Source organism: Proteus sp. CD3 (assembly GCF_008808075.1).
Lineage (GTDB): Bacteria > Pseudomonadota > Gammaproteobacteria > Enterobacterales > Enterobacteriaceae > Proteus > Proteus appendicitidis.
On record NZ_CP019686.1, the window covers coordinates 194,526 to 218,828 of the forward strand.

The following is a 24,303-nucleotide window of genomic DNA, read 5'->3' on the forward strand; positions in this document are numbered from 1 at the left end:
CTGAATACTCACCATGCGTTGGTTCACAATAAAAAAAGTAACATGTGACTTTTAACGTAATCCGTTTCTAAATCAAGTGGATAAATTGCTTTTTATTTAATGCCAGCGCAGGATGCTGTCATGGAAATGAGTGTAAGAAAACAACAACGAGATATCATATGAAAAAACTCATTAATGCCCTACAAGCGTTTGGTAAATCCCTATACGGCCCCGTCTTGATATTACCTATTGTCGGTTTGTATATCGCTTTAGGCAATGTCTTTGGCAATGGCAATCTTGCGGAATATATTCCGTTTTTAAATCACCCGGTTATTCAAAGTATTGGGCAATTACTTGCAAAATCATCCGTTGCTATTTTAGTTAATTTAGCACTGATTTTTGCTGTGGGTATTCCCGTTGGTTTAGCGAAAAAAGACAAAGGTTATGCAGGTTTAATTGGCTTAGTGGTGTTTGTTATTTTCACAAATGCCATGAACATTACGCTAACACTGCAAGGTAAACTGGTTAGTGCAGAAGAGATGCGAGCTGCCGGCCAAGGCATGGTATTAGGTGTCCAAGTCCTCGAAATGGGCGTATTTGCAGGTATTTTAACGGGGGCAATATCAGGATGGCTTTATAACCGTTATTCAGGTCGTCAGTTTAACGGCATTATGGCTATCTATTCAGGGCACTGTTTTGTGGCGATCATCGCCATTCCATTTACGATAGCATTAGCGGTTTTAATGTGTGAAATTTGGCCTTTTGCACAAGCGGGCATTACCAAAATGGCGCTCGTTATCCATGATTCAGGCGCTTTTGGTGCGCTAATTTATGGCTTCTTAGAACGTATTCTGATCCCAACAGGATTACATCATTTAGTTTATACCCCATTCTTATATACCGAATTAGGCGGTGTTGCTGATGTTTGTGGCACAACTTACCAAGGTGCAAGAAATATCTACTTTGCTGAAATGGCATGCCCTGACGTTAAGCAACTGAGTAGCACGGTAATTTGGGATGCTCGTGGCATCGCTAAAATGTTTGGTTTAACGGCTGCTGCGGCTGCCATGATCTCTGTGGCTAAAAAAGAGAAAAAACAGATAGCGAAGGCGATTTTAATTCCGGCAGCCGCTACCTCTTTTTTACTGGGTGTCACAGAGCCTCTTGAATTTTCCTTCTTGTTTGTTGCCCCTATTTTGTTTTTAGTTCACGCCGTATTAACCGGTATTGGCATGATGTTGTTCTACTTATTAGGTGTTCATGCGATTGGTGCAAATGGTGTGATTGATTTCATTTTATATAACTTGCCGTTAGGCACTGAAAAATCAAATTGGCCTATGTATATCGTGGTGGGTTTGATTATGTCAGCGCTCTATTTCGTCATCTTTAGAACCTTGATTTTAAAACTCAATCTTAAAACACCGGGTCGTGAAGATGATGATGAAGAGACGCGTTTATACAGCAAAGAAGACTACAAGAAAAAAGCAGAAGCAGGCACTGCCTCTGAAGAAACCACTCAAACTATCAATGAGTTAGGTGAAGAGATTATTGAAGGGCTAGGCGGGCGTGACAATATTGAAGTGGTTGATAATTGTTATACCCGATTAAGAGTCATTGTTAAAAATGTCGATGCAATTCATGAAGATATCTTGAAAAAAACCGGAGCTAAAGGCGTTGTACGCCACGGTAATAACGTTCAAGTGGTTTATGGATTACATGTGAAAAAAATGCGTGAAGCGGTCGAAGCCGCACTTTAATAGGAGAAAGAAAGATGACTAAATCACCCTTTATCTTAAGTATTGCAGGCGGCGGAAGCACCTATACACCGGGAATTGTAAAAAGCTTAATGGTTCGTTTAGAGGATTTTCCACTGAGTGAAATTCGCTTATACGACATCGATCAAGAGCGTCAAGAGACTATTGCACCCGTGGTTGAAAAGGTGATCCGTGATCATAGCGATACCATTAAATTTACGGTGACAACGGATGCTAAAACAGCGTTTGATGGCGCTCATTTTGTGTTTGCTCAAATGCGTGTGGGTCAATACAAAATGCGTGAGCAGGATGAAAAAATCCCATTACGTCATGGTGTTGTAGGGCAAGAAACTTGTGGACCTGGCGGGCTGGCTTACGGTCTACGTACTATTTTACCTATGGTTGAGCTAATTGATTTAGTTGAGAAATATGCTTCTCCGAAAGCATGGATTGTAAACTATTCAAACCCAGCCGCGATTGTTGCTGAAGGTGTGCGTCGTTTACGTCCTAATGCTCGTGTATTGAATATCTGTGATATGCCTGTTGCAGCGATGCGTAATATGGCTGCTGTATTGAATGTTGATCGTCATGATTTAGATGTGGACTATTTTGGTCTAAATCACTTTGGTTGGTTCACTTCTGTACGTGTAAAAGGTGAGGAAAAATTACCTGAATTACGTGAACATATCGCTAAATTTGGTCTTCTAACAGAAGATGCTGCTCAAACTGATCCACAACACTCTGATCCATCATGGGTAAAAACATGGCGTCATATTCAGCCGTTAATGGAAGCATTCCCTGAATATATTCCAAATCCATATTTGCAGTATTACTTGATGCCAAATTATATCGTTGAACATCAAGATCCAGATTACACTCGTGCAAATGAAGTTATGGATGGTCGTGAAAAACGTCTGTTTGAAGCCGCGCGTGAATACAAAGAGACGGGTATTTTACCTGATGCGTTCCACGTTGGTGTACACGGTGCTTTTATTGTTGATGTAGCATGCTCTTTAGCCTTTGATTTACGTCAGCGTCATTTAGTGATTGTTGAGAACAAAGGTGCAATTGCTGATTTACCTTATGATGCAATGGTTGAAGTGCCTGCATATATCACTTCGCACGGACCAGAGCCTATTCGTGTTGGTGATATTCCGCGCTTTCATCGTACGTTGTTAGAGCAACAATTGGCATCAGAGCAATTGCTGGTAGAAGCAACGCTTGAAGGTAGTTACGAAAAAGCGCTGGAGGCATTTACACTGAATAAAACGGTGCCAAGTGTGATCCACGCTAAGAAGATCCTTGATGATATGATTGAAGCAAATCGTGAGTATTGGCCTGAATTGCGCAAAGCTTATGTAAATGGTAAGCGTGTTTGATCTCAAGACTTGCTGTTAACGAATAATTGAATAAGAATGCTGTTCTATCACCAGAACAGCATTTTCCTTTTATGTTGGTAAGGACGATGTATCAATAAGGTAACGGGTATGTCGGCACGATTATCATCTTTACTATCAAGAGCAACGGAATTAACCCGTGCAGAATATCGCATTCTTTCCTATTTAATTGATAACCCAACACAAGTTGGCAAACAGACCATTAGAGAACTTGCACAAGCCAATTTTGTTTCGACAACAACTATTATGCGACTTTGCCAGAAATTAGGTTTTTCTGGTTATAGTGAGTTGGTTTATTACTGCAAACAGTTGTTATCTTCAGGTGAAAAAAAACACCCATTGAAAAGTGATGAAAACGAAACAACAGAGCCTCTTTTTGATCAGTTTTTGGCAAATTATTTAAAAACTTTCACGTTAATTTCAGACGAACGAAGACAAGCTTTTGCTGATTTAATTAACAGCAAGAACTCATTTTTTATTTATGGTGCAGGTTTTTCTCATATATTTTCAGAATATATCAGTAAGCGGTTACAACTGATTGGTAAAGATGCTTTTCTTTCTGGGCTGAGTGACAGTAAGAATATCTTTATTAATAATGCCTCTCGCTATACGGTTTTTATTGCGATATCTCGTAGTGGAGAAACAGAACAAGTCGTTGAAAAAGCAAAAATAGCAAAAAGTATTGGTATGAAGATTGTTGCATTTACTCGAGCAAGTGCCAATCCGTTGGCTGAACTTGCTGATCTTCATTTTCCCATTTATGACGATGCAGTGAATTATCATTGTGACACTATCGAAAGCTCCTCTTTTGAATCAAACCTCGTCTTGATTATTGATTTATTACTCAGCCAAGCTCAACGATTTTAATTGATGCGATAACGCGTTATGACTAAGCGACAGACTGATTTAAATAAAGTGTTAAAGGCAAGTCTGGATGTAAATTTATCGAATCAAATTGATGTGATGGGTGAGAATCTATAGTCGGATAGCGAGATAGTAAAAGGATAAAATCTTGGTAAGCCTGCTTTTTATTATCATGCGTAAAAATAGGTGTACCGCTATGATTTAATTCATTATCTGCAATCAATAAAATATCAAGATATTGCGCATTATTGTGTTCATAAAGCACATTTTCAGGATCAATTTTTTCCCAAGGTGTTCCTATCGCTTCTTTCGGTGAGTGAACACGTAAAGAACCTGTCTTATCCTTAACGTTATTCTTATTAATCGTCACAATCATGGTGTGATCAACGCCATCTTGATGAACGCCTTCAATTGAAAGTTCACTTAAAGAATCAGGTTGGGCAATTAATCTTAAATGAAAAACAGTGGATATCGATTTAGGCGAATTTTGATCTGTTAAGTGGCGAGGTGTAAATGTATTACCTTGAATTAATAACATTTTTAATTTTAATAACGCTTGATATGCTGTATTGCTCTGCCAGCGATCATCAAGCGCTCTAAAATGCCTTTGTGCGCCACTGTCTTCACGAATAAATCCATCTTCTTCAGAGAGAACAAAAGGTTGATACTCTAGTCTGGAGATTGTTTTTATATCATTATCAAAAAGGTAGCGGCCTGTTCGAGAGTGACGAAATGAAAGTGTTGGGTCTTGCACTAAATAATCACCATATTCCATTAGTGCGTTAATATCTTTTTCTTCAGCACCTAATTGTTTTATTAAATCAATAACAATATTTTGAGGAATAAAAACATATTTATTATTTTTGTATTCTTTTTTTATTTCACTAATTTTATTTATAAGCAGGTTATTCATATATAATATGCTCCATTGATGGTTTATATTATTAATAATTTATCAGAGAATATAACTAATAAAATACAATCAGATTAATTATAGATGGAGATTAATAACTTTCAAACAAATAGAAAAAGAGAGTGTAATAAATTAATTACACTCTCTTTAAATAAATTAGAGATTGATTATTTCAGAATTAAAGTATTTCAGGAATTGAAATACCTAAACGTTGCATCCGTGATAATAATGTTGTTCTCTTTAATCCTAATTTTAAAGCAGCACCTCTGGCACCCGCAACTACACCATTGGTTTCTCTTAATGCTTGAATTATTCTTTCTCGCTCTTCATCATCGCTTTCTGGCGCATTCGTCTGCATGCGCTTTTCAATGGATGAAGGTTGAGTCAGTACCTGCTTTAAACGAGAGGGCTTGTTAATATGAAGCTCTTTTAACTGAAGGTTTAATGTTGATCCTCGCGTTAAAATAACGGCACGCTCAATAATATTTTCAAGCTCACGAACATTACCTGGCCATGGATAAAGTGTTAGCTGCTCCAATGCGTTAGCAGGAATACAATCTATTTTTCTATCCATTCTACGCGCAATTTTTTGCGTAAAATGTTTAACCAAGAGTGGAATATCTTCAGGTCGCTCTCTTAGTGGTGGAATAATAATAGGAAAAACATTAAGACGATAATAAAGATCTTCTCTAAATTCACCTTCATCTGTTAATTCATGCAGATCTTTATTGGTGGCAGCAATTAGCCTAACATCAACCGGGATTACTTTATTACCACCCAACCTTTCTATTTCACGCTCTTGAAGCACGCGAAGCAATTTGGGTTGTAAGTCAATGGGCATATCACCAATTTCATCAAGAAATAGCGTGCTTTTATCTGCCATCTCGAATCGGCCAATATGTGTATTGGTTGCACCCGTAAATGCGCCTTTATCATGACCAAAGAGATCACTTTCTAACAGACCAGAAGGTACTGCGGCACAGTTCATTTTTATCATCGACTTATTTTTTCGCTGACTTAGACGATGAATAGCGCGCGCAATTAATTCTTTACCTGTGCCTGTTTCACCTAATATAAGTACAGTACTATCACTTTGTGCCACTAATTCAATTTGTTCGAGCACATTATGCATAGCGTCACTTTGATAAATGATCTCATTGAAGCATGCATTGTTATCTATTTGCTCATTAAGCCAAATATTCTCATTCTTTAAACTGTCTTTTAAGTGTGTTATTTCTTCATAAGCTGCCGCATTTTCAATCGCGATACCAATACGTGCGGCAATCTGTTGAAGCAATTGGCAAGTATCGTTAGTAAAAACACTTCCTATTTCATGCGCTAAAATTAATAAGCCTAGCGGTTTATGATTAAAAGCCAGTGGCAATAACAAAGCCGTCTGCATATTTTGCTTAACTAGACGCTTAATCAAAACATCTTCCTGATCTTCTTTATTAATATCAATTAAGACAGGTTTATTCTGATTAATAATTTCTTCGGCTTTGTTATTCGCGCTACTAAATTTACGCTGTTGACGAATGACAGATTTCCCAGTCTGATAACGACTAGAATAAAGAACACCTTCACTACTATTTTGTGAAGAGGCACGGCATAACATAAGACTAATATGGTTCAGTCCAAAAAAACGATGTATTTCTTTAGAGACTTCAGAAATAAGACCATCCATGTCTAGATGAGCTAATACAGAGTTTGTGATATCAACCAATATTCGATATTGGTTACGCTCATTACGAAGGCTCTCCATAGTTTCAGCATTGTTACTGCTTAATTTCATGACACCACCGATTGCCCTAAAAAATTAGCTATATTGTAGTAGGTTTATAATAAATTTATATCAATGACTGAATCATTTTTGATCCAACCCGCTATTTTTGTATATGTAATGAAACTTAATAATATAAATGCATCAAACCACTATATAATCAAATATATAGCGATTTATTTTATCGTCAAAATTGTCGAATAATTTGACGAAGCGACTTATTTATTAATTAATAATCATTTTTATTTAGAAATTATTTAATTGAAAAATAAGGAATAGTTATATCAAGAATATATTGGCATGAACCGTGCTAGATTCATTCTATTGATACTCTAATTATTACTATTAATTAGAATAACTCGTTGCATTTATTGCCATATATAACGGCTATATATAACAGCTATATAACAAAAAGCAGGAGAATATGATGAACCGTTTCATCATTGCAGACCCTAAAAAATGTATTGGTTGCCATACTTGTGAAGTGGCTTGTGTTGTTTCACATCAGCAAGCAGACCAAGATAATTTAGCCATTGAGCAAATTAGTGAGCAGAATTTCCAACCTCGCATTCATGTTATCAAAGGATTTTCAATCAGCACGGCAGTTGTATGTCATCAATGCGAGGATGCCCCTTGTGCCAATGTGTGCCCAAATGGCGCTATCATTCATAACAAAGATTATTACTATGTTGATCAGGACAAATGTATCGGCTGTAAAACCTGCGTACTAGCTTGTCCTTATGGCACGATGGAAGTGGTTTCTCGTCCAGTTATGCGCAAATCAACCGTACTTAATGCGATTGAGGCATTTAAAGCGGAAGCTAACAAATGCGACTTATGCCACCACCGTGAAGCGGGTCCTGCATGTATTGAAGTCTGCCCAACTCATGCTTTAGTGTGTATTGATAGAGATGCACTTGAAGAGATGGTTAAAGAGCGTCGTCGTAGAGCCGCTTTTGAAACCGGTGCTGAATTGTTGTTCTAAGATCAATAATAAAGCAACTATGTGCTGATACTATAGTTGCTATTATTTATCCTGCTTCAATAAGGTATCGATATGCATGAAATCACGCTTTGCCAGAGCGCATTTGAGATAATAGATTCTCAAGCTAAATTAAATAATGCAAAAAAAGTAAAAAGCGTATGGATGGAAATTGGCGCATTATCTTGTGTTGAAGTTAGCGCACTTGAATTTTGCTTTGATATTGTTTGCAGAGATACCCTTGCCCAAGGTTGTGAATTACATATTGAGATTATCCCCGCGAAAGCATGGTGTTGGGATTGTCATCAAGTTGTCACTGTTTCAACGTTTAATGCAGGTTGTCCGTCTTGTGGTAGCCAAAATTTGCGTGTTGAAAATGATGATGCAATGCGAATAAAGCAAATAGAGATCGAATAGGGGTTGTTATGTGTCTTGGTATTCCAGGTCAGGTTGTTGAAGTTGGAAAAACAATCACTGAAAATGCAATGGTCGATGTTTGTGGCGTTAAGCGAGAAGTGAATATTGCGTTAGTCTGTGAGGGGGAGCCTCATACGATGATCGGTAAGTGGGTACTGGTACACGTTGGTTTCGCCATGAGTATTGTCAATGAAGAAGAAGCAAAAGAGACGCTGGATGCTCTGATGGCAATGGGAGAAGTTGAAGACGATGTCTCTGCTTTTCTTTATGGTGAAGAGGGCGCACCTCAAAAAAATTGAGTTAATTTTATACTATTGCATGATTAATTTCTTTTTTTTATACTTGAACTTCATCTTTCGAAAGCTGGGACGACCCAGCTTTTTGTCTTTGTATTCAGGGGACGACCCCAATTTATCAAATAGGGGTAGTTTATGTCTTGGATCATTCTTTTTGTCGCCGGTTTATTAGAAATCGTTTGGGCTGTCGGCCTTAAATACACACACGGTTTTACACGCTTAACACCCAGTATTATTACCATTAGCGCCATGATTTTAAGCATGGGCATGTTGTCTTATGCCATGAAAGGCTTACCAGCAGGTACTGCCTATGCAATTTGGACCGGTATTGGTGCAGTAGGCACGGCAATCTTTGGTATTTTAGTTTTTGGTGAGTCCGCTAATATTTATCGTTTACTGAGTTTAGCGATGATTATTTTCGGCATTATTGGTCTGAAATTGGCGAGTTAAACCTGAATATCAGGTATAAAAAAGCCACTCAATTGAGTGGCTTTTAATCTTTACGTATTAATCAATTACAGAGTAAATACACCAATGATAGCGATAACGCTGATAATTGCTGCACCACCATAGAATACCCATTTGCTTGCAGGTACATGCACTTTAAAATCGTGCAGAGTATGGTGAATACGGTGTAATGCACACCAAACTGGCAGAATAATCATTAGCAGTAAGAACAGACGGCCAATGATGCTTTGGCTAAATGCCATAATACGTTCATAAGTAAATGCTTCTGGCGCAATACCCATAGGGATTAGGATACCGAGCAGGATGATGATTGCTGGAGAAACAATCGCACTCCACATACCACCTGCACCAAATAATCCCCAGAAAATAGGTTCATCAGAGCGCTTAGGAAGTTGATTCTGATTCATTATTTCCTCCTGGGTTAAATTAACGCCACTGCCAGAATAGCGGCAGTAACAACGATAGTGACACCCCAGAAACCACGAACAATAGGTTCTTGCGGCAATTTTTCATCTTTAACAATGATAACCACTGCTTTTGGTGCAAGTTTGAACCAAGTTGCAGAGTGGAAGACTGTTGCAATAAGGGTCACAATGTTAATTAGCATTACAATTGGGTTGCTCAGGAATCCAACGAAACCTGCCCAACTTTCTGGTCCATTTTTCAGTGCGAATACACCAAACAGAACAACCAGACTGAACCAAAGTTGTGGAAGACAAGTCCCTTCACGGGTGATATAGAAACGATAGAATCCAAGCTTCGTCCACCAGTTTGGTTGCATGCCACGAACATAAGGCTTACGTTTTGTTGTCATGTCTTGTTTCCTCCTTAACGTGGTTTCAGCATCGCAATGACAAAGTCTTGCGCACTGGCTGCTTTACCTTGCTGAATAGCGGCAGCAGGATCCACATGTTTTGGACAGACTTCAGAACAGTAGCCAACAAAGGTACAAGACCAGACACCGTTCTCACCATTTAACTGAGGCATACGTTCTTTTGCCCCATGGTCGCGACTATCTGTGTTGTAACGTTGAGCTAATGTAATCGCTGCTGGTCCAATAAACTCTGGGTTTAAACCAAATTGTGGACATGCTGCATAGCAAAGACCACAGTTGATACAACCAGAGAATTGGTGGTATTTCGCCATTTGAGCAGGAGTCTGTTTATTTGGCCCTTCTGAAGGCTTACGATCATTACCGATAATATAAGGTTTAATCGCTTCTAAGCTTTCAATAAAGTGAGTCATATCGACAACAAGGTCACGCTCAACAGGGAAGTTACCTAATGCTTCAACTCTTATACCGTTTGGATATTCACGAATAAACGTTTTACAAGCCAATTTAGGCACTTTGTTGACCATCATGCCGCAAGAGCCACAAATCGCCATACGGCAAGACCAACGATAAGAAAGATCAGGCGCTAAATTGTCTTTAATATAACCCAATGCGTCCAGTAATGAGGTTTGCTCATCATAAGGAACATCATAAGTGACGAAATGAGGCGCTTCGTCCGTTTCTGGGTTATAGCGCATGACTTCTATTTTAATGTGCTTCATGTCATCAGCCATTCGCTTTCTCCTTATTCTGCTTGTCTTGTGCAGTCGCTTCACCACCATAGACACGTTTAGCAGGAGCAGATTTCGTGATCTTCACATCGCTATATTCTAAACGAGGGGCACCTTCTGGGTTATAGAACGCCAGAGTATGTTTCAGGAAGTTCACGTCATCACGCTCAGTACAACCTTCGTCAAGACGTTGGTGTGCACCACGAGACTCTTTACGATTGATTGCGGAATGAGCCATACATTCAGCGACATCTAAACCAAAGCCAAGCTCAATTTTATACAGTAAATCTGTATTAAAGACGCTACTGGTGTCTTTAATTTCAACGTGTTTGAAACGTTCTTTTAATTCAGCCAGTTTATCAATGGTTTTTTGCATTAATTCAGGTGTACGATAGATACCGCAACCTTCTTCCATTGATTCACCCATTTCATCGCGAATTTGTGACCAGCTTTCAGAACCTTTTTGGTTCATCAGATTTTTCAGGCCATCTTCGATATCACGAGTACGCGCATCTAATGCTGAGGCGTTAGCTGGCGCAGCTTCTTGTGCGCAACGAACCGCTTCTTCACCAGCAAGACGACCGAATACAACCAGTTCTGCCAGTGAGTTAGAACCTAAACGGTTAGCACCGTGTAAACCAACAGATGAACATTCACCCACTGCAAACAGACCTTTAATACGAGTCTCTGTTTGTTGGTTAGTTTCGATACCACCCATAGTGTAGTGAGCAGTAGGACGAACAGGGATTGGTTCATTTACTGGGTCAACACCCACATACGCTTTTGCCAATTCACAAATAAATGGCAGACGTTCATGCAGTTTTTTCGCACCCAGATGACGTAAGTCAAGATAAACAACGTCACCACGGTGAGTTTTGATGGTACGACCTGCGCGCCACTCATGCCAGAAAGCTTGAGAAACTTTATCGCGAGGACCTAATTCCATGTATTTATTTTCTGGTTTACCTAATGGTGTTTCTGGTCCTAGACCGTAATCTTGCAGATAACGATAGCCATCTTTATTGACCAGAATACCACCTTCACCACGACAACCTTCGGTCATCAGGATACCTGAACCTGGTAGCCCTGTTGGGTGATATTGAACAAATTCCATATCACGCAGTGGAACGCCATGACGTAAAGCGATACCCATACCATCACCCGTAACAATACCGCCATTGGTATTGAAACGATAAACACGTCCTGCACCACCGGTTGCCATAATGACAGCGTTAGCACGAATTTGAACTTTCGTCCCTTCCATCATATTAATTGCAACAAGACCACGAGCGTGACCTTCATCAACAAGAATATCGAGAACAAAGTGTTCGTCGAAACGTTGAATTTGTGGGTATTTTAAGGATGTTTGGAACAGGGTATGTAGCATATGGAAGCCGGTTTTATCGGCTGCGAACCAGGTCCGTTCGATCTTCATCCCACCAAAACGTCGGACGTTGACTGACCCGTCTTCTTTACGGCTCCAAGGACAGCCCCAGAGTTCTAGTTGAGTCATCTCTGTTGGACAATGCTCAACGAAGTAATCGACGACATCCTGTTCACACAACCAGTCACCGCCTGAAACGGTATCATTGAAGTGGAAATCATAGGAGTCGTGAGCCTGAGTCACTGCTGCTGATCCGCCTTCTGCTGCCACGGTGTGGCTACGCATTGGGTAAACTTTTGAGATCAGAGCAATTTTCAGTTGAGGATTAGCTTCCGCAGCAGCTATTGCTGCTCGTAAGCCTGCGCCCCCGGCTCCGATTATCGCTATATCGGCATTAAAGGTTTGCACTGCGCTTCTCCATTGTTCAAGTGAAAATTGGAATAATTGTCTAGAATTCAATTCACTGACATTATTAATTTGTAATGCTATTTTTTTACGCTATCCGTAACGAAATTGTTTCACTACCTTGTGACTGCGCTTGATAACATCTTTATTATCATTGACTGTAATTTTAGTATAACGAAATGTAGGACACCGAAATTTGATATGAATGATGGTTTTCCCGTATTTCGCAAAAAAAGTGTGATCTACGCCAAGAATTCTGGGTTTAACTAATAAGCCACCAGAGAAACTTGAAGATCAAATAGAATATATTTTTCTAAATTGAAAATTATAAATAGTAATGAATAATTTTTTTGAAAGTATAGATAACTTTAATTGAAAATGACAATGGTTTTTTATTACGTATTGATTTTAAAGGGTAAATATTTTTATCTTTCTTAAGTGTAATTTAAATTAATAAAAGTCCATTTTAAAAACTAAAATAAATTTTTTACTATTTATCTAAAACAAATCGGTTTGTCTTGTTAATTGTTAATAGAATATTAATAATATTTCTAAAGGTTTTTAATTCTCATCAAAATACGTAGATTTAAATAGAAAGTTAACTTTGAAGTTTAGATGAGTTTGGCTATTTAAATATAAGCATAGTGTTAGTTTATTGTTATTCGCAATTGAGAAAAAGAATTATTCTAATTAACTCTTTTTATAAAAATAGCGAAAAAGCACTGAGTTTATTACTCTAAACTGGTGTTTATTTAAACGATAAAAAGCGCATCAAAGTAGATGTTTTGTAGAATTATATTTATTTGCCTTATGTGTTTTTACTTAATAAAAGAAAAAATCAGTGAAAAAATATAAAATGAAACCCCTCTTTATTAGGAGAAATTTGTCTGTTGAAGAGGATGCGAGTAAACTGCACGCTTTGTTTTCTGTTGGAGTTTTTCGTTCATGAGTGAAATCGCGGATTGGCAGCCAAGCGCCTCAATCGCCAACTTATTAAAAAAGGCGAAAATAGTCAGTAATATTAGGCGTTTTTTCACTGATCGTGGCGTGTTAGAAGTTGAAACACCGATGATGAGTCAGGCTACCGTTACCGATGTTCATCTTTACCCATTTGAAACTCAATTTGTGGGGCCTGGGGCTTCTCAAGGGTTAAAACTTTATTTGATGACAAGCCCTGAATACCACATGAAGCGTTTATTAGCTGCAAACAGTGGGCCGATTTATCAAATGGGGCGTTGCTTCCGTAATGAGGAAGCCGGTAGATATCATAATCCGGAATTTACGATGTTAGAGTGGTATCGCCCTTGTTTTGATATGTACCGGTTGATGAATGAAGTCGATGATCTACTGCAAGAAGTATTAGATTGTGAAGCATCAGAGTCACTCTCTTATCAACAAGCATTTTTGCGTTATCTCGATATTGACCCTTTATCTGTCGATAAAGAAAAATTGCGTGAAGTGGCAGCAAAACTGGATCTATCAAATATTGCAGATACTGAAGAAGATAAAGATACGTTACTTCAGTTGCTATTTGTTTCTGGGGTTGAACCGCATATCGGTTTAGAAAAGCCAACCTTTATCTATCATTTCCCTGCGTCACAAGCTTCATTAGCTGAAATCAGCTCTGAAGATCATCGTGTAGCAGAGCGTTTTGAAGTCTATTTTAAAGGTGTTGAGTTAGCGAACGGATTTCGTGAGCTGACGGATGCACAAGAACAACGTCATCGCTTTGAACGTGATAATCGTCAGCGAGTAGCAATGGGATTGCCAGAACAGCCTATTGATGAGCGCTTTTTAGCTGCGCTTGAAGCAGGATTACCAGAGTGTTCTGGCGTTGCTTTAGGGGTTGATCGCCTTATTATGCTGGCACTGGGTGTTGAACGCCTTAGTGATGTTATTGCATTCCCTGTTTACAGGGCATAAATGCGATATCGATAATGCTAAAAAAGAGAGCTTAGGCTCTCTTTTATTTTTTGGATTTTCGGCTTTTTCTGTGTTTTTCTTCTGCTTCAAGGGCTTTTTCTTGAAACTTCGCAAACTTATTTCCTGTTACGTCTTTTATATAGCGATAATTAATAAACCAAAATGTAATACACGAAAATAAAATAACCCACCAAATTAAGAGTAGCTTTAATGCAGAATTAATACCCAGCATTAAATTAAAGCTAATTAAGACCATTAAGCTGACAAATATCGAACTAAATAATCCTCCTGCAATCTGCGGCATATATTTTTTTAAAGGTGTGATACTGATTAATGGCAAAATAATGGCCATAGAGAACAGTACGCCAAATGTGGCAAACATAATAATCGAAATAGGTTCATTAAAGCTGAGAAACCAATCCGTTATACCAAAAAAAGAAAAGGGAATTTCTATCATGATATTGCCTCCCTACTAGGGCAAAAAAGAGGGATATCTTTAAATTTAAAAATAAATGTAAACACTATATTAGGAAAAATACGTATTTCAGTATTATAGAGAGTCACGGATTGATTGAAGAATTCTCGCCTGTCAGTAATGCATTCTTCTAATTCTTTCGCTTGAATTTGTAATAGGTGTAAGTTTTTCCCACTGATAAGCTCAGGGTATTTTTCAGCAATAATGAGTGATTTTTGTATTTGTGGTAATAACTGATTCGCTAAATTAACTTTTTTATCTAATATATCTGCATGTAAATAGCGCTCTCTATTTTCAGCTAATTGTTCAAATAAAGCTTTTTCATGATCCATTGCTTTTTGTGTGATCACGATCAGCATGGGGATCAAGTCGGCTTGTTTTTTTAATAAAACATCAATATTTGCAAAGGCTTTATAGCAATTATTTTTTAGCATCACCATGTTGTTATAAATCATCACTAATTGGCGTATTAAAAAATAAACCAAGGTGAGAATAAAAATGATGAAAATAAGCCATTCCATATTAATTAATTACCGAGGAAGAGAAGTGCTATTAAAATAAAGCGTTAAAATGCCGTTTTGATAATCCATTGGTATTACTAGAATGGAAAAGATAACAAAAAGAGCAATGATAACGATGATAGTCGCATTACGACGTAAAGGACGCGCTTTGTTCCAACTCACAATATAATCTTGTGGCGATAAACCCAGTAGGTAATGAGGCGCTTTGCGTGTGATAACCACTTCGCCATTGATAGACTCTGCATCACCAATTAATAAATATGTGGTGTCTTTGTCTAAAATGTACTCTTTAAAACGTTTATTGTTGGACTCAAAATCTTGATGAGGTTTGATACCAAAGTGTATAAAGGGAGTATCAGCAGCGAGAACTTGAATTGACCCAGTATCGTCTGTCATCGTGAAATTATTGATTTTTTTTTCGCAAAACGTTTGGTGATAGCTTTTTTTACCTTCTTTGTCTGTGGATACATTATATTCATAATAGAAGTAGCCATAACACTCTTTTCTACCTAATCGACTATTTAAGCTTTTCCCAGCCGTTATTTTGCCTTCAATTTCAACCAGCCCAATAGCCAAAGAGCGGATCTTAGATGTGGCTAGAATTTTTTGAAAGCGTAAAAAACGTTTTTCAGGTGTTCTTTTGACAATTTGGTAAACGAACATTAAAACGAAACTTAAAAAGAACAATCTTTGGTCAATAAACAAGCTGAAGCTTAAACTCAGTAATAAAAGGCTAATAAATACTGTGTTGATAAGTGCTGAAAATTTAGAGGTTCCTTCATTTTGTAATTGATGATAATTTTTTATCGCTTTCTCACCAATATTCGCAATATGGGTTGAAATACCGTATGCAAACAGCAAAATAACAGCGAATGCAATGCAAGAGATAAGAGTAGCAACAGAGTTTTCACCACTAGGATAAAGATGAGTTTCTCGTGAAAAAAATAGGTAGTTTCCAGCAGAAAACGCGATCCCTAAAAAGGGAATAATGCTCAAGCTGTTCTTCTTTTTTTGAGGGCGTTTGCTGCGTAAAAAATAGATTAATGCGCCCACAGCACAGCCGATAAAAAAATAAATTAACACTGCAATTTATCCTTAATGCGGTAATTTAACTGGCTATTATTTAAAATGAATTCCTTCAAATTTTATTTCTTCTTTTGGTATTTCTAGTAATTGCATACGTTCAAAGCGGAAAAGACCAGCAATTAAGCTATCAGGAAACATCTCTATTGCGGTGTTGTAGTTAGTTGTTGCATCATTAAAGCCTTCACGACGTTGAGCAATTTTATTTTCTACATCACTAACCGCAGTTTGAAGTAGTGCCAATTGTTCGCCTGAGATTAACGTCGGATAATTTTCAGCAAGGGCAATCATGCCTCGCAGTGCTGTATTCATCTCATTTGTTGCGCTGATTTTTTCGTTAATATTTTGTGCTTTAAAATAGCGTTGTCTTGCGTCACTTAAGGCAATAAATACACTTTTTTCGTGCTCCATCGCTTTTTCAGCTATCGTCATTAATTGAGGAATTTGGTCAGCTCTTTGTTTTAAAATAACGTCAATATTCGCAAACTGATTACTGACTTGATTGCGTGTTGCAATAAGACGGTTGTAAATGGAAATTCCCCAACCAATAAAAAGAACGATAAGAACAAGTAAAATAATAGCCATTATTGTCATCGTGATCCCTTCCTCTAAATATTTAATAAATAATGATAGCTAAATCAAAAAGTGATTATGGTTTTTAATTAAATTATGAGAATAAGTTAGAGAAAGATGAAGGAATATACAATCAGAAAGGGCGCAATTATCTAGGATACTCGTCATACTTCAAGGTGCAGCGTTGTTGACTACATTCATTCGTACTAGTCACATACTTATGTATGCTCCTAGCATCTCATTCATTTGTCGCCTAGCTGCATCTTGAATTATTTAGAGTATCTACTGGCTATACTCTAATAGTTGCATCTTGAATTATTTAGAATATCTACTTGTTAGACTGCAAGTTGCAGCGTTGGTGACTACATTCATTTGTCACCTAGCTGCACCTTGAATTATTTAAGCATAAATAAAAAACGATGAGTTATTTAGCTTGTTTTTGTAAGAATTTAACGCCTAAATCTGGGAAGTCAGTAAAGACACCCTCAGCACCCGCTTGGTTATAAATGATGTCGTAAAGCTGATCACCATCTTTTGCGTATTTAGGCAGTTTATCAACACGAACAGTAAACGGATGAATGGTTAGTTTATTAGCATGAGCATCAGCAGCCATTCCCGTTAAGGTGATTTTTTCTGGCGTTGAATCTGCCTCTACTAACATATGGTAGTCAGGGCCAATAGCATCAGCATAAGTTGCAATTTCTTTCATTGCACCGGGCTTGAACATCCACTCATAGCTGTAGTTTGTCCATGTACCATCAGGCTGTTTCTCATATGTCTCATTCCAGTCGGTATAGGCAATTAACTGCACAAGTTTTAGATCCATGCCCATTTTTGGCATCAATTCTGTTTTGATGCGTTTTAGATCGTTAGCATCGAATGATTGCAGATAAACATTGTCGGTTTTTTTCGTATAACCGTACTGTTTAAGTACTTCCAGTACTTTGGTGGTAATGTCTTTACCTTCTTGTTCATGGAACCAAGGTGCTTTAATTTCAGGGTAAATGCCAATATCTTGGCCGGTTGATTTGTTTAAACCTTGGATAAATTCAATTTCTTCTTGGAAAGTATGTACACGGAAATCCGATTTACCCATAGGGAAACGGTTTGGGTAACTTTGGACTTTTTTACCGTCAACAATGTCGAAACCTTCAGTAAATTTCAGCCCTTTAATTTCTTCAAGCGTAAAGTCGATAGCGTAATAACGACCATCTTTTCTTGCTCTATTAGGATAACGATCAGCCACATCTGTTACGCGATCAAGATAGTGGTCATGTAAAACAACTAATTCGTTGTCTTTGGTCATCACTAAGTCTTGTTCGAGATAATCTGCGCCTTGGGCATAAGCTAATGCTTTGGCAGGAAGCGTATGTTCAGGCAAATAACCACTTGCACCACGGTGAGCAATAACGACCTTATCACTTGCCGCTTGTGCGATTGCACTTAAAGATAGAGTTAAAAGAACGCCTGCAACTAACGGTTTTATTCTAAAAGATGTACTCATAAAGCTGCTCCATTTTAATTCTACGTACAACAAAGTTATGTACAGTTGGCAATAAAAAAGCCACATCAAAACAGTTGATGTGGCTTGGTTTTTAGAGATGAGATTTAACTAATTTCATAAATAATCAGTTAGCGATTATTCGTACTTCTGAAGCATTTCACGTTTGTGTTTGGTTTCAGTAACCATCACGATAAGTAATAACACAACAGATAGCGCACTACCGCCGATCATGACCATAAAGCCGCCATCCCAACCGAAGTAGTCAACTGTGTAACCTACGATAGCACTCGCTGCAACAGAACCACCTAAGTAACCGAATAGACCGGTAAAGCCTGCTGCTGTACCTGCTGCTTTTTTCGGTGCAAGCTCTAGCGCATGCAGACCAATCAACATAACAGGACCGTAGATTAAGAAACCGATGATTAACATACACGCCATATCAACATTCGGGTTACCCGCTGGGTTCATCCAGAATACGATAGTTGCGATAGTTACTAAGGTCATGAAGAACACGCCTGTTGCACCACGGTTACCTCTGAATACTTTATCCGACATCCAACCACACAGCAGTGTGCCAGGGATACCAGCGTATTCATATAAGAAGTAAGCCCATGATGATTTATCCATTGCGAAGTCTTTTACTTCACGCAGATAAGTCGGTGACCAGTCCAGTACGCCATAACGCAGTAAGTAAACAAACACGTTAGCAATCGCAATCATCCACAGAAGTTTGTTAGGGAACACATACTTCATAAAGATTTCTTTTGCAGTCAGCTCTTGTTCGTCAGTTTCTTTATAATCAGGTGGATAGTCGTTTTTGTATTCTTCAATTGGTGGAAGACCACAAGATTGTGGTGTATCACGCATTAATGCGAATGCAATCATAGCAACTAAGATTGCCGCAAATGCTGGCATATATAACGCTGCTTTCCAGTCGTTAAACCATGCCATACCTAATAAGAACAGTAATGGAGGTAAGCCACCACCAACGTTATGCGCACAGTTCCAGATAGAAACGATCCCGCCACGTTCTTTTTGTGACCACCAGTGTACCATTGTACGTCCACAAGGAGGCCAACCCATACCTTGGAACCAACCACAAAGGAACAACAGAACGAACATTATCATAATGCTCGAAGTTGCCCATGGTACAAAGCCCATAAATAGCATCACTAGAGATGCTAAAATAAGACCTGCTGGTAAGAAATAACGAGGGTTAGCACGGTCAGAGAATGAGCCCATGATAAACTTAGAGAAACCGTAAGCAATCGAGATCCCTGATAAAGCAAAACCTAGGTCACCTTTAGAGAACCCTTCTTCTACAAGATAAGGCATTGCTAGTGCAAAGTTTTTTCTTACTAAATAATAAGCAGCGTAACCGAAGAAAATCCCCATAAAGATCTGCCAGCGCAGACGACGATAGACAGGATCTATCTGCTCTTTTGGCAAACGCGCTTTATGTGGCGCAGGTCTAAACAGACTTAACATATTAGCCTCCGATGGCTTTTATTTTAATATGTTGATATTAAATAATGACAAAACGAACAGTGAAGTTATCAAAAAATTTTCTTTAACGAACTTAATAGTAAACTTATACAATCAAATTTACTGTGAGGTATTACTCAGTTGTCGAATAATTTTTCAAGATGTGCAATTTTGAGTGATATGTTAACTTTATCAAATACTTTTTGTTAAATAATTTGTGATTAGTATCACACTTGTGGTTTTAATTTTTCACTCGTGAGCGTTTCTCTTTCGTTTTTGCTCATTATCAAACATTAACCACATTTTTTGTGTATCTTATACACTATAATTAACGCTAAAGAATAATTAAGCGTTTGCTGAATGTAATGTGAGAGGGCATCTCTATGATGAGCGGTTCACCAGTGACAGAAACAGATGTCATTATTATTGGCGGGGGAGCAACCGGTGCAGGCATGGCAAGAGACTGTGCACGCCGTGGATTACGTTGCGTCCTGCTAGAAAGACATGATATTGCAACCGGTGCAACCGGTCGAAATCATGGATTGTTACACAGTGGTGCGCGTTATGCAGTAACAGACCCTGAGTCAGCGCGTGAGTGTATTGAAGAAAACATGATTTTAAAACGGGTCGCTCGTCATTGTGTTGAAAAAACGGATGGCCTTTTTATTACCCTTCCTGAAGATTCTTTAGAGTTTCAACAGACTTTTATTCAATCTTGCCAAGCCGCAGGTATTGATGCTCAAGCGATTTCACCCGAAGAAGCCATTCGCTTAGAGCCATCTGTTAACCCGAATTTAATCGGTGCGGTTAAAGTGCCAGATGGTACTGTCGATCCTTTCCGTTTAACTGCCGCAAATATGTTAGATGCCCGCGAACATGGCGCCCAAGTACTGACTTATCATGAAGTCGTGGGGCTTGTTCGTGAAGGCGACCGCGTTAAAGGTGTGAAAGTTTACGATCACCAAGCGAAAAAACTGTATGAAATTCGCGCGCAAATAGTGGCAAATGCAGGGGGAATTTGGGGACAAAAAATCGCTGAATATGGCGAGCTAAAAGTTCGTATGTTCCCAGCCAAAGGTGCGTTGCTGATTTTGGGTCATCGCATTAACAATATGGTGATTAACCGCTGCCGTAAACCTGCGGATGCCGATATTTTAGTGCCTGGCGATACCATTTCATTGATTGGTACAACATCAACACGCGTACCTTACGATGAAATCGATAATATGTATGTCACCCCAGAAGAAGTCGATATTCTCATCCGTGAAGGTTCAATGTTAGCGCCAAAACTGGCTCAAACTCGCATTTTACGTGCTTATGCTGGTGTGCGTCCTTTAGTTGCAAGTGATGATGATCCATCAGGTCGTAATGTTAGCCGTGGTATTGTTTTACTCGACCATGCGCAACGTGATGGATTAGAAGGCTTTATTACCATTACGGGCGGTAAATTAATGACTTACCGTTTAATGGCTGAATGGGCAACAGATAAAATCTGCGAAAAATTAAATGTCTCTGCTAAATGTACAACCGCAGAAGAAGCCTTACCTGGCTCTCGCCAATCTGCAGAGCAAGCATTACGTAGTGTTGTTTCATTGCCTGCACCAATTCGTGGTTCTGCAGTTTATCGTCACGGTGATTTGGCGAATAAATTATTGAGTAATGAACGCAGTGATAAGAGTTTAGTCTGTGAATGTGAAGCTGTTACCGCAGGGGAAGTTCGCTATGCGGTTAACTCTTTAACCGTCAATAACTTACTTGATTTACGTCGCCGTACTCGTGTGGGTATGGGAACATGCCAAGGTGAGCTTTGTGCTTGTCGTGCTGCGGGTTTATTAAACCGTTTACAAGTCACGACTCCTCATGAATCAGAACAACAGCTTGCCCATTTCTTAAATGAGCGTTGGAAAGGTATTCGACCAATTGCTTGGGGTAATGCGTTGCGTGAGAGTGAATTTACCAGTTGGGTTTATCAAGGTTTATGTGGTTTAGATGCTGATATGATTGAAAAAACAGCTTCAGCGGAGGCAGATAATGAAATTTGACGTCATCATTATAGGTAGCGGGCTTGCAGGTTTAACCGCAGGTATTCGTCTTGCTGAAGCCGGTAAGTCTTGCGCAATTATCAGTAATGGTCAGAGCGCACTACATTTTTCATCAGGTTCGCTAGATCTATTAACTCATCTTCCTGATGGTTCATTAGTGACTCAACCTAAAAAAGCGTTAGCCGCATTGGCTGAACTTGCCCCGAAACATCCTTATAGCCGTATGGGTGAAATTCAGGTTTCAACCTTAATTGAACAGGCTCAAGCATTATTATCAAGTACGAAAGGTCTTGAATATCAAGGCAATGGTGATGAAAACCATTATCGTATTACACCCGTTGGACGTTCACGTATGAGTTGGATGAGTCCAAAACGTGTGCCAACTCATGGTGTTGATCAAGGGTTGCCATGGAAAAAGCTGGCTGTTGTTGGCATTGAAGGCTTCTTAGATTTTCAGCCACAATTTGCAAGTAATACGCTGAATGAGCAAGGTGTTGAGGCTATTCCTTATCATATTCACTTACCGCTATTAGACAGATTGCGTGATAATCCAAGTGAATTTAGAGCCGTTAATATTGCGCGTTATTTAGATAAGCCTGAAAACACTAAAGCGTTAGCGGAAGAGCTGAAAAAGCATATCGATGATAGTGTTGAAGCAATTATTTTACCTGCATGTATTGGGCTGGATGCTGAAGAGCCGGTGACGCTACTTCAACAACTTGTAGGTAAACCTATCTGTTTATTACCGACATTGCCACCATCACTATTGGGTATTCGTTTACATCAAGCATTAAAACTGCGTTTCCAAAAAGCGGGCGGTTTAATCATGCCGGGTGATCGTGCAGAACAAGTTGATTTAGTGGGGAGTAAAGTTACAGGTATTCATACTCGAAACCATACTGACATTCCTATTCGTAGTGAACATGTTGTATTGGCAACGGGCAGTTTCTTCAATAATGGGTTAATTGCAGAGTTTGATCGTGTCTATGAACCTTTGATGGAACTTGATTTGCTAGAGACATTACCACGCAATGAGTGGACACAAGTCAATGTCTTTGCAAAACAGCCTTATATGCGATTTGGTGTTGATACAGATAGCCAATTAAGACCGATGAAATATGGCGAAGTCTTAGAGAATGTTTACGCTGTAGGCGCTGTATTAGGTGGGTTTGACCCTCTTAATGAAGGTTGTGGTGCCGGTGTTTCAATGATCAGCGCACTTTATGCAGCGCAACAAATTTTACAGCGCAATAAATCAGAACAGACCACATCTGCGGTTGTGGAGGCAGCACAATGAGTTTACATGATAACAGTTTTGAAGCGTGCATTAAGTGTACTGTTTGTACAACTTATTGCCCTGTTGCAAAAGTAAATCCACTTTATCCGGGTCCTAAACAAGCGGGTCCTGATGGTGAGCGTTTACGTCTAAAAGATCCGATGCTTTATGATGAAGCATTGAAATATTGCACGAATTGTAAGCGTTGTGAAGTTGCTTGTCCGTCAGATGTGAAGATTGGTGACATCATTTCGCGTGCGAAACTGAACTACAATACAAAAACACCAAAACTTCGTGATGCTATTTTAAGTCATACGGATCTAATGGGGTCATTATCAACGCCAATGGCGCCGATAGTAAATACCATTACAGGATTAAAACCTGTACGCAAGATCTTGGATAAAGCACTTAAAATTGACCATCGTCGCGAATTGCCAAAATACTCTTTTGGTACATTTAGAACATGGATGAAAAAACAAGTTGAAGAGCAGGCGCGTTTTAAAGATCAAGTTGCCTTCTTCCATGGTTGTTACGCTAACTATAACCACCCACAATTAGGTAAAGATTTAGTTAAAGTATTCAACAAAATGGAGATTGGTGTTCAGTTATTAAAACGTGAAAAATGCTGTGGTGTTGCATTAATTGCGAATGGTTTTGTTAAACAAGCTAAAAAACAAGCTGCGGTAAACCTTGAATCTCTGACAGAAAAAATTGTTGAAAACAATATTCCTGTCGTTGCAACATCATCAACCTGTACTTTTACTATTCGTGATGAGTATGAACATATCCTTGATGTTGATACATCCAAAGTACGTGAAAATATTGAATTAGCGACACGTTATATTTATCGTTTATTAGAAGAAGGTCGTGAATTACCACTGAAACACACTCCGTTAAAAGTGGCATATCACACACCTTGTCATATGGAAAAAATGGGATGGACTGCGTATTCCATTGATTTAATTAAGCGTATCCCGGGTGTTGAGGTCATTGTTTTAGATTCTCAATGCTGTGGTATTGCCGGAACTTACGGTTTTAAATCTGAAAACTACGATGTTGCTCAAGGCATTGGTGCGGGTTTATTCCGCCAAATTGAAGAGAGCGGCTGTGATTTGGTAATTACAGACTGTGAAACCTGTAAATGGCAAATTGAGATGTCAACGACGAAAAAATGTGAACACCCCATTAGTTTATTGGCAAGAGCATTATAAGTATTGCC

23 protein-coding genes are annotated in these 24,303 nt (G+C 38.7%); 11 read left to right on the forward strand and 12 right to left on the reverse strand.

The window, feature by feature from the left end; translation table 11 throughout:
• Positions 1–158: 158 nt before the first annotated feature.
• From BTA34_RS00875 to BTA34_RS00885, 3 genes are all read left to right on the forward strand, one after another.
• Complete coding sequence (locus BTA34_RS00875) at positions 159–1,736, forward strand: PTS transporter subunit EIIC (protein WP_151434124.1); 1,578 nt, start codon at positions 159–161, stop codon at positions 1,734–1,736.
• Between the two features lie 14 nt (positions 1,737–1,750).
• Positions 1,751–3,112: a 6-phospho-alpha-glucosidase gene (locus tag BTA34_RS00880; protein ID WP_151434125.1), complete on the forward strand. Its 1,362-nt coding sequence runs from the start codon at positions 1,751–1,753 to the stop codon at positions 3,110–3,112.
• Between the two features lie 108 nt (positions 3,113–3,220).
• A complete protein-coding gene (locus BTA34_RS00885) occupies positions 3,221–3,997 on the forward strand; it encodes a MurR/RpiR family transcriptional regulator (protein WP_151434126.1) in 777 nt (258 codons plus the stop codon).
• Positions 3,998–4,019: 22 nt separating this feature from the next.
• Here BTA34_RS00885 and BTA34_RS00890 read toward each other — a convergent pair whose 3' ends face one another.
• The gene (locus tag BTA34_RS00890; protein WP_151434127.1) at positions 4,020–4,907 is read right to left on the reverse strand and encodes a 2OG-Fe dioxygenase family protein; all 888 of its coding nucleotides are present in this window, start codon (positions 4,905–4,907) and stop codon (positions 4,020–4,022) included.
• A gap of 178 nt (positions 4,908–5,085) precedes the next feature.
• Positions 5,086–6,699 carry a sigma 54-interacting transcriptional regulator gene (locus BTA34_RS00895; protein WP_151434128.1) on the reverse strand — a complete coding sequence of 538 codons (1,614 nt, stop codon included), beginning with the start codon at positions 6,697–6,699 and terminating at the stop codon, positions 5,086–5,088.
• A gap of 415 nt (positions 6,700–7,114) precedes the next feature.
• Between BTA34_RS00895 and hydN the strand changes: the two genes are divergently transcribed.
• The 4 genes from hydN to sugE all read left to right on the forward strand — a co-directional run bounded on the left by hydN (position 7,115) and on the right by sugE (position 8,832).
• Positions 7,115–7,672 carry an electron transport protein HydN gene (hydN, locus tag BTA34_RS00900; RefSeq protein WP_151434129.1) on the forward strand — a complete coding sequence of 186 codons (558 nt, stop codon included), beginning with the start codon at positions 7,115–7,117 and terminating at the stop codon, positions 7,670–7,672.
• A 72-nt stretch (positions 7,673–7,744) separates the two neighbouring features.
• Positions 7,745–8,086, forward strand: a complete 342-nt coding sequence (hypA, locus tag BTA34_RS00905; protein ID WP_151434130.1) for a hydrogenase maturation nickel metallochaperone HypA — start codon at positions 7,745–7,747, stop codon at positions 8,084–8,086.
• An 8-nt stretch (positions 8,087–8,094) separates the two neighbouring features.
• Positions 8,095–8,385, forward strand: a complete 291-nt coding sequence (gene hybG / locus BTA34_RS00910) for a hydrogenase maturation factor HybG (RefSeq protein WP_109374307.1) — start codon at positions 8,095–8,097, stop codon at positions 8,383–8,385.
• Positions 8,386–8,517: 132 nt separating this feature from the next.
• Positions 8,518–8,832 carry a quaternary ammonium compound efflux SMR transporter SugE gene (gene sugE, locus BTA34_RS00915; protein WP_151434131.1) on the forward strand — a complete coding sequence of 105 codons (315 nt, stop codon included), beginning with the start codon at positions 8,518–8,520 and terminating at the stop codon, positions 8,830–8,832.
• Positions 8,833–8,897: 65 nt separating this feature from the next.
• On the opposite strand, the gene frdD is transcribed toward sugE, so the two are convergent.
• The 4 genes from frdD to frdA are packed head-to-tail and all read right to left on the reverse strand — an operon-like array spanning position 8,898 to position 12,205.
• Positions 8,898–9,257 (reverse strand): fumarate reductase subunit FrdD, encoded by a 360-nt coding sequence (frdD, locus tag BTA34_RS00920; protein WP_006535438.1) that lies wholly within the window; start codon positions 9,255–9,257, stop codon positions 8,898–8,900.
• A gap of 14 nt (positions 9,258–9,271) precedes the next feature.
• A complete protein-coding gene (gene frdC / locus BTA34_RS00925; RefSeq protein ID WP_151434132.1) occupies positions 9,272–9,664 on the reverse strand; it encodes a fumarate reductase subunit FrdC in 393 nt (130 codons plus the stop codon).
• A gap of 14 nt (positions 9,665–9,678) precedes the next feature.
• Positions 9,679–10,416 (reverse strand): succinate dehydrogenase/fumarate reductase iron-sulfur subunit, encoded by a 738-nt coding sequence (locus BTA34_RS00930; protein WP_151434133.1) that lies wholly within the window; start codon positions 10,414–10,416, stop codon positions 9,679–9,681.
• Entirely contained in the window at positions 10,409–12,205 is a 1,797-nt protein-coding gene (gene frdA / locus BTA34_RS00935) for a fumarate reductase (quinol) flavoprotein subunit (RefSeq protein WP_151434134.1), read from the reverse strand. The genes BTA34_RS00930 and frdA overlap by 8 nt, the downstream gene beginning before the upstream one ends.
• 942 nt (positions 12,206–13,147) lie before the next feature.
• Between frdA and epmA the strand changes: the two genes are divergently transcribed.
• Positions 13,148–14,125 carry an elongation factor P--(R)-beta-lysine ligase gene (epmA, locus tag BTA34_RS00940; RefSeq protein ID WP_023583702.1) on the forward strand — a complete coding sequence of 326 codons (978 nt, stop codon included), beginning with the start codon at positions 13,148–13,150 and terminating at the stop codon, positions 14,123–14,125.
• Positions 14,126–14,168: 43 nt separating this feature from the next.
• On the opposite strand, the gene BTA34_RS00945 is transcribed toward epmA, so the two are convergent.
• From BTA34_RS00945 to glpT, 6 genes are all read right to left on the reverse strand, one after another.
• Complete coding sequence (locus tag BTA34_RS00945; RefSeq protein ID WP_151434135.1) at positions 14,169–14,582, reverse strand: hypothetical protein; 414 nt, start codon at positions 14,580–14,582, stop codon at positions 14,169–14,171.
• Positions 14,579–15,121, reverse strand: a complete 543-nt coding sequence (locus tag BTA34_RS00950; RefSeq protein ID WP_151434136.1) for a LemA family protein — start codon at positions 15,119–15,121, stop codon at positions 14,579–14,581. Before BTA34_RS00950 ends, BTA34_RS00945 begins: the two co-directional genes overlap by 4 nt.
• Positions 15,122–15,130: 9 nt before the next feature.
• On the reverse strand, positions 15,131–16,204 hold the full coding sequence (locus tag BTA34_RS00955; protein WP_265576142.1) for a hypothetical protein: 1,074 nt from the start codon (positions 16,202–16,204) through the stop codon (positions 15,131–15,133).
• A 36-nt stretch (positions 16,205–16,240) separates the two neighbouring features.
• A complete protein-coding gene (locus BTA34_RS00960; protein WP_151434137.1) occupies positions 16,241–16,798 on the reverse strand; it encodes a LemA family protein in 558 nt (185 codons plus the stop codon).
• A 403-nt stretch (positions 16,799–17,201) separates the two neighbouring features.
• Positions 17,202–18,281, reverse strand: a complete 1,080-nt coding sequence (gene glpQ, locus BTA34_RS00965; protein ID WP_151434138.1) for a glycerophosphodiester phosphodiesterase — start codon at positions 18,279–18,281, stop codon at positions 17,202–17,204.
• A gap of 135 nt (positions 18,282–18,416) precedes the next feature.
• The gene (glpT, locus tag BTA34_RS00970; protein ID WP_151434139.1) at positions 18,417–19,769 is read right to left on the reverse strand and encodes a glycerol-3-phosphate transporter; all 1,353 of its coding nucleotides are present in this window, start codon (positions 19,767–19,769) and stop codon (positions 18,417–18,419) included.
• A 380-nt stretch (positions 19,770–20,149) separates the two neighbouring features.
• On the opposite strand from glpT, the gene glpA reads away from it, so the two are divergent.
• The 3 genes from glpA to glpC are packed head-to-tail and all read left to right on the forward strand — an operon-like array spanning position 20,150 to position 24,295.
• Complete coding sequence (glpA, locus tag BTA34_RS00975) at positions 20,150–21,808, forward strand: anaerobic glycerol-3-phosphate dehydrogenase subunit A (protein WP_211838087.1); 1,659 nt, start codon at positions 20,150–20,152, stop codon at positions 21,806–21,808.
• Positions 21,798–23,105: a glycerol-3-phosphate dehydrogenase subunit GlpB gene (glpB, locus tag BTA34_RS00980; protein ID WP_151434140.1), complete on the forward strand. Its 1,308-nt coding sequence runs from the start codon at positions 21,798–21,800 to the stop codon at positions 23,103–23,105. Before glpA ends, glpB begins: the two co-directional genes overlap by 11 nt.
• The gene (gene glpC / locus BTA34_RS00985) at positions 23,102–24,295 is read left to right on the forward strand and encodes an anaerobic glycerol-3-phosphate dehydrogenase subunit GlpC (protein ID WP_151434141.1); all 1,194 of its coding nucleotides are present in this window, start codon (positions 23,102–23,104) and stop codon (positions 24,293–24,295) included. Before glpB ends, glpC begins: the two co-directional genes overlap by 4 nt.
• Positions 24,296–24,303 lie beyond the last annotated feature (8 nt).

Coding starts and splice junctions, on each gene's coding strand:
- frdD (WP_006535438.1), bottom strand. CDS start 9,257: ATGAATCAGAATCAACTTCCTAAGCGCTCTGATGAACCTATTTTCTGG.
- BTA34_RS00950 (WP_151434136.1), bottom strand. CDS start 15,121: ATGGAATGGCTTATTTTCATCATTTTTATTCTCACCTTGGTTTATTTT.
- BTA34_RS00875 (WP_151434124.1), top strand. CDS start 159: ATGAAAAAACTCATTAATGCCCTACAAGCGTTTGGTAAATCCCTATAC.
- frdC (WP_151434132.1), bottom strand. CDS start 9,664: ATGACAACAAAACGTAAGCCTTATGTTCGTGGCATGCAACCAAACTGG.
- hypA (WP_151434130.1), top strand. CDS start 7,745: ATGCATGAAATCACGCTTTGCCAGAGCGCATTTGAGATAATAGATTCT.
- hydN (WP_151434129.1), top strand. CDS start 7,115: ATGAACCGTTTCATCATTGCAGACCCTAAAAAATGTATTGGTTGCCAT.
- glpQ (WP_151434138.1), bottom strand. CDS start 18,281: ATGAGTACATCTTTTAGAATAAAACCGTTAGTTGCAGGCGTTCTTTTA.
- epmA (WP_023583702.1), top strand. CDS start 13,148: ATGAGTGAAATCGCGGATTGGCAGCCAAGCGCCTCAATCGCCAACTTA.
- BTA34_RS00960 (WP_151434137.1), bottom strand. CDS start 16,798: ATGACAATAATGGCTATTATTTTACTTGTTCTTATCGTTCTTTTTATT.
- glpT (WP_151434139.1), bottom strand. CDS start 19,769: ATGTTAAGTCTGTTTAGACCTGCGCCACATAAAGCGCGTTTGCCAAAA.
- BTA34_RS00890 (WP_151434127.1), bottom strand. CDS start 4,907: ATGAATAACCTGCTTATAAATAAAATTAGTGAAATAAAAAAAGAATAC.
- BTA34_RS00945 (WP_151434135.1), bottom strand. CDS start 14,582: ATGATAGAAATTCCCTTTTCTTTTTTTGGTATAACGGATTGGTTTCTC.
- sugE (WP_151434131.1), top strand. CDS start 8,518: ATGTCTTGGATCATTCTTTTTGTCGCCGGTTTATTAGAAATCGTTTGG.
- BTA34_RS00895 (WP_151434128.1), bottom strand. CDS start 6,699: ATGAAATTAAGCAGTAACAATGCTGAAACTATGGAGAGCCTTCGTAAT.
- glpB (WP_151434140.1), top strand. CDS start 21,798: ATGAAATTTGACGTCATCATTATAGGTAGCGGGCTTGCAGGTTTAACC.
- glpA (WP_211838087.1), top strand. CDS start 20,150: ATGATGAGCGGTTCACCAGTGACAGAAACAGATGTCATTATTATTGGC.
- glpC (WP_151434141.1), top strand. CDS start 23,102: ATGAGTTTACATGATAACAGTTTTGAAGCGTGCATTAAGTGTACTGTT.
- hybG (WP_109374307.1), top strand. CDS start 8,095: ATGTGTCTTGGTATTCCAGGTCAGGTTGTTGAAGTTGGAAAAACAATC.
- BTA34_RS00930 (WP_151434133.1), bottom strand. CDS start 10,416: ATGGCTGATGACATGAAGCACATTAAAATAGAAGTCATGCGCTATAAC.
- BTA34_RS00880 (WP_151434125.1), top strand. CDS start 1,751: ATGACTAAATCACCCTTTATCTTAAGTATTGCAGGCGGCGGAAGCACC.
- BTA34_RS00885 (WP_151434126.1), top strand. CDS start 3,221: ATGTCGGCACGATTATCATCTTTACTATCAAGAGCAACGGAATTAACC.